Consider the following 545-nt stretch of genomic DNA (forward strand, 5'->3'; position numbering starts at 1 on the left):
TCGGGATCGACCGGCAAGCCGAAAGGCATCGGCATCAACCATGCCACGCTGGCGGAACACAGCCAGGTCGCGCAAGGCTACTTCGGCCTGACGCGCAGCGACCGCATGCTGCAATTCTCGACCATCAATTTTGATGGTTTCGTTGAACAGCTGTTCCCGGCGCTGACCTGCGGCGCGGCCGTGGTCCTGCGCGGTCCCGAATTGTGGGACAGCGCCACCTTCCTCCAGGCGTTGCAGACGCATGGCATCACCATCGCCGACCTGCCGACCGCGTACTGGCATATGCTGGCGCAGGATTTCGCGCGGCTACCCGAAGGGCAGCGGCATTATGGCGCACTGCGCCAGGTGCAGGCCACCGGCGAGGCCATGCCGCCTGATGGTGTGCAGGCATGGCAGGATGCCGGCCTGTCGCATGTCAAGCTGATTAACAGCTACGGCCCGACCGAAACCGTCATCACGTCGGTGGTTCAGGACTGCGCGGCGTACCTGCAAGGCGACTTGCCGCTGCCGGCACAGATGCCGATAGGCCGGCCACTGGCTGGCCG

At 65.0% G+C, this 545-nt stretch carries 1 protein-coding gene; it reads left to right on the forward strand.

Features of this window, described 5'->3' with window-relative positions; translation table 11 throughout:
• A partial coding sequence (locus GJ699_RS33940) for an AMP-binding protein (protein WP_154383812.1) occupies positions 1-545 on the forward strand: 545 nt, incomplete at both ends.

Origin of the sequence: Duganella guangzhouensis (assembly GCF_009674535.1) — a bacterium.
Taxonomy (GTDB): domain Bacteria; phylum Pseudomonadota; class Gammaproteobacteria; order Burkholderiales; family Burkholderiaceae_D; genus Rugamonas; species Rugamonas guangzhouensis.